Source organism: Marinobacter vinifirmus, assembly GCF_002258215.1.
Lineage (GTDB): Bacteria > Pseudomonadota > Gammaproteobacteria > Pseudomonadales > Oleiphilaceae > Marinobacter > Marinobacter vinifirmus.
Genome location: NZ_NEFY01000046.1, coordinates 1 through 3,815 on the forward strand (window position 1 = coordinate 1; position 3,815 = coordinate 3,815).

A 3,815-nucleotide genomic window follows, 5' to 3' on the forward strand; every position below is an offset into this window, starting at 1 on the left:
ACCGAGGCGCGTCTTGCGCGGAAGCGCAACAGGTACCAGGCCGAAGCCCACCCTGTATAAGGAACTATCTTACTCGTCCTCAGCAATAACGCCAACAGTGACTGCTTGAATTGGGCAAAATGTAGCTTCCCAATCAGTGCAAATCACCCCTGAAGGTTTAGTCTCATTCACTCGGTTCAGGTGAACCAGGTGGTGAGCCACCTTGTGGCTTGTCAGGATGAATTCGACGGCCTCAAATAGGTCTGTACCAGCCGGTACCGGAAACCACAAATCAGCCACATCGACCACGCCCAACGCTCCGCTGGGAGAAGCATCAACAACCTTAGCCCCTCGTTGCAGAATCTGGCAAAAATGAATTTGCATCCACTTTGAGTCATCCTTCTGCACTACTATTAACCGGATTTTATCTCGATTCATCATTCAACCCCTTTAGGTAGAGGTGCACCACCGGCCATAAGCCAGGGTACACTGGCTTATGGATATTAGCGCTACGCAAGGCAGCGCTGCGGTCAATAATAGCTGACGTTCTCTTGTTGGACAATGGAAACTGGTCACAAGGCCTGCGCCTGGCCATTCAGGTTCTGTGACCACCACTATGGGCACAATCTCACCCGGCCCGGGCCTCCGCGGTGTGACCACTCCCCCCCGCCCCTCGCCTGCGAGGGGAGCGATTCGCCATCTGTCGTCAGGGGTGCGGGACATGCGGCCTACGGCCTCCCTTCCCGCTCCCCAGCCTGGAGCGTATGGGTCATTACAGCCGCGTCAAGGGGCCGTGTCCTCGCCTCCGGCTGTGGGCCGCACCTACCCCTTGACACGCCTTCCATTCCCTCTGAAACAACCTCACAGCCCCATTCAGCCACCACCAGTACCAAACACACCACGCCCGTACCAGGACAAAACGCTTTGGCCACACCTGGTGGCCATCGAGGACGCTACTTTGTGACCACCTACCCTTGGTCACAGATCCAGCTCGCCGGCAAGCTGCTTCAGTGACCAAAAAAAAGCCGCTGTTAAGCGGCTTCTTCGTTGCTGGTAAATGGAACAATTAAGTCCACTCTACCGAGCATATCCATGTTGTAGTTAAAACGGTCAACCATGTTGAGCGCTTTAACCACAGTCTGAACCATCATTACCTGCTGGCTCAAGTAGGGAATGTCTTTCCACAGCACCGGAACATTAACATCACGTATCAATGTCACAGCCAGCGAATCGACGAACCGTTGAAGCACCTCACTATCTTCATTCCGCTCTTGTTCTTTGAAAACCTGATCAAGCTGTGCTGCTATCTCGTAGGTTTTTTTCCCATTGCAAAGTCTGCGATTGGGAATTTCATTGAACGCATACAAGCAGTGTTTCAATAGTTGAGCTTCGACAAACAGCATACCCATAATTTTCATCCAACCCCTGAGAAAGGCCGAGGTGCGCCTTGCGCGAATGCGCAGCAGGTACCGGGCCGAAGCCCACCCTGCGATTACTCAAAGCGATCCAGCGGTGCTGCCGGAACGAAAAAGCGTTGCTGTGTTCTTTTATGCACGATGACATTCCCGGCCCGAAGGCTGCTCACATCATCCTCATTGTGGAACGACAACGAAGAATAACTATCGCCAGTATAGTGCATCAGTTGTGTACTGAGCGCCACCTTAGACAGCTCTTCCAGGTGAATAACCTGGGCCGGGTCATGGGACAACCTATAGCAGTAGTACCCCAAAATCCGAACCTTCTGCTTCTTCACAAGCTCATTGTTCGCCATCCGAAAGCTATCCAGTGATATGTATTCCCGATCTACCGGGTACCACTGCTTACCTTCATCATCAGAACAATATTGGGTATGAATACCCAACACCCATTCACGCTGAATACGAAGGCCTGTAAGTTCACGCGAGTTCATTTCAGACAGGTTTCTAATCCGAGTAAACGGAACGCCCTTATCGTAAGCGAAGTCGTGTGCCTCTTGAGCAGACGTAAAATTGTAACGCATATTTCCAACCCCTTTAGGTAGAGGTGCACCCTGGTCATCAATGACCAGAAGTACACTGGTCATTGATTTCCCACTAGCGGGAACCAGAAGAACGGCGAACCGTTCAGTTAGGCGACGTTTGCAACGATTCTTTCAGACTCAACACCACCTCGCATGAGATAGCTATGAGCCTTACTTGCTGCTGCCGCCGCTTTAAAGATAAAGGTCTTGTCGCTTTTCAGAACCCTAAGCCAGCTATCGAGATAGCTGGCATGTTGCTCATGTTGCCCCTGGATACCAAGTTCAGCACAAGCAAAAGCGGCTCCTAGTTCAGCGATCAATTCCTCAAAAGCGTATGCCTCTTTAAACCCCTTGAATGCTCCGGCCTGCTGGTCGAAACGATCAAAGCGCTTCTTGTGGCCCGTGCTGTGGATCAGCTCATGTGCCAATGTTGCCGCATAACCTGCCCCATCGTGGAAGGTTGTTGGCAACTTGATAATATCAAGGGCCGGTGAATAGTAGGCTCTATCGCCACCATGCCGGATCTCAACACCAGTATTGGCACAATAAACCTCAGCAACACGGTTTATTGCGGCAACAGCTTCAGCTTCATCGTATTCAGGCTGTTCAGGTACACAGGGCAGATTATCCAACCCTTCGACCTGCTCAACATTGAATAGTGAGAAAGCCTTACGACACAGGATGATTTTTTTACCGTCTTCATCGGTGTCGCATCCAGGATTTTCGTTTTCAACCTCTACAGGCTTCACAAAAATGCACTGGACGGCTTTTTCGCCTTTTCTGACACGACCACCCAACTGCTGCGCTTGCTTGAATGTCAACCAAGCGTTGGTTGAGTAACCATTTTCCATCGCACGAACCCACAGGATCAGAATGTTGATACCGCTGTAAAACTGCTTGGTAAGCCAGTTATACGGTATCGGTTGTTCCCCGGTCTTTGTCCAAGGACACTGCCAGGGAAGCACTCCGCCTTGCTCGATCCGTTCGATGATGGTGTCAGTTACAGCCTGCTGAATATCGGTACGAGTCGCATTTTTCATCATATAACCCCTTTAGGTAGAGGTGCACCGACTGGCCAAGTGACCAGTCATGCACTGGTCACAATCCCGTTTCCGGGAGCCAATCACAGGTACCAGGCCGAAGCCCACCCTGTAATTTGTATATTATCCGATCACCGGCCTGATCGCCAGAAAGTAAAAAGCCACCCGAAGGTGGCTTTCGTTGTCGCCTGAACCTACGTTGAGGCTTTGGCGTTTATCACTGAACGTCTGCCGGTTTCATCGATCTCGATGGTATAGGCTTCAGTCTCACCGATGTAACAGTCCTCGCCTCGATTTAACATTCTGCAAAGCTCTTGTTCAGCTTCAGCAAGCGTTAAGTCCTTGACCAGGACTGCATCATCCTCAGTGACAATGCAGTATGGCTTATTGTCTGCCATTACCATATCCAACCCCTGAAAGACCGAGGCGCGTCTTGCGCGGAAGCGCAACAGGTACCAGGCCGAAGCCCACCCTGCACTACCGAGATTCAGAAGCCTTGCACTCTAAGGTCAGCTCAGCAGGCCGCACCGGGAACCACCAGGCCTCTTTATCAAGATGGATAAAGCGGCCATAGAATTCGTCGTCAGCAGCAAACCCGATAACCTTGTTGCCTGGAAATGACACACCGTATTCATTGGTGAACGTCACGATGTCACCAACCGAGAATTCACATTCTACAGGTGGCTCCATTTTCAGGCGCTTCAGAAAATCGCTGTACGCTTGTCGCGTTGTCATACCTATCTCCAACCCCTGAAAGACCGAGGCGCGTCTTGCGCGAAAGCGCAACAGGTACCAGG

Annotated in this window: 6 protein-coding genes; all 6 read right to left on the minus strand. The window is 51.4% G+C overall.

Features of this window, described 5'->3' with window-relative positions:
• Positions 1-69: 69 nt before the first annotated feature.
• Positions 70-420: a hypothetical protein gene (locus tag B9Q17_RS17840; RefSeq protein ID WP_154707670.1), complete on the minus strand. Its 351-nt coding sequence runs from the start codon at positions 418-420 to the stop codon at positions 70-72.
• Between the two features lie 590 nt (positions 421-1,010).
• A complete protein-coding gene (locus B9Q17_RS17845) occupies positions 1,011-1,388 on the minus strand; it encodes a hypothetical protein (RefSeq protein WP_167373056.1) in 378 nt (125 codons plus the stop codon).
• A gap of 83 nt (positions 1,389-1,471) precedes the next feature.
• Positions 1,472-2,041, minus strand: a complete 570-nt coding sequence (locus B9Q17_RS17850; RefSeq protein WP_154707678.1) for a hypothetical protein — start codon at positions 2,039-2,041, stop codon at positions 1,472-1,474.
• A gap of 44 nt (positions 2,042-2,085) precedes the next feature.
• Positions 2,086-3,021: an ArdC family protein gene (locus tag B9Q17_RS17855; RefSeq protein ID WP_244177428.1), complete on the minus strand. Its 936-nt coding sequence runs from the start codon at positions 3,019-3,021 to the stop codon at positions 2,086-2,088.
• Positions 3,022-3,212: 191 nt separating this feature from the next.
• Complete coding sequence (locus B9Q17_RS17860; protein ID WP_154707679.1) at positions 3,213-3,416, minus strand: hypothetical protein; 204 nt, start codon at positions 3,414-3,416, stop codon at positions 3,213-3,215.
• Positions 3,417-3,495: 79 nt separating this feature from the next.
• The coding region (locus B9Q17_RS17865) for a hypothetical protein (RefSeq protein ID WP_208618808.1) at positions 3,496-3,815 on the minus strand (320 nt) is incomplete at its 5' end.

Coding starts and splice junctions, on each gene's coding strand:
- B9Q17_RS17840 (WP_154707670.1), bottom strand. CDS start 420: ATGATGAATCGAGATAAAATCCGGTTAATAGTAGTGCAGAAGGATGAC.
- B9Q17_RS17845 (WP_167373056.1), bottom strand. CDS start 1,388: ATGGGTATGCTGTTTGTCGAAGCTCAACTATTGAAACACTGCTTGTAT.
- B9Q17_RS17860 (WP_154707679.1), bottom strand. CDS start 3,416: ATGGCAGACAATAAGCCATACTGCATTGTCACTGAGGATGATGCAGTC.
- B9Q17_RS17855 (WP_244177428.1), bottom strand. CDS start 3,021: ATGATGAAAAATGCGACTCGTACCGATATTCAGCAGGCTGTAACTGAC.
- B9Q17_RS17850 (WP_154707678.1), bottom strand. CDS start 2,041: ATGACCAGTGTACTTCTGGTCATTGATGACCAGGGTGCACCTCTACCT.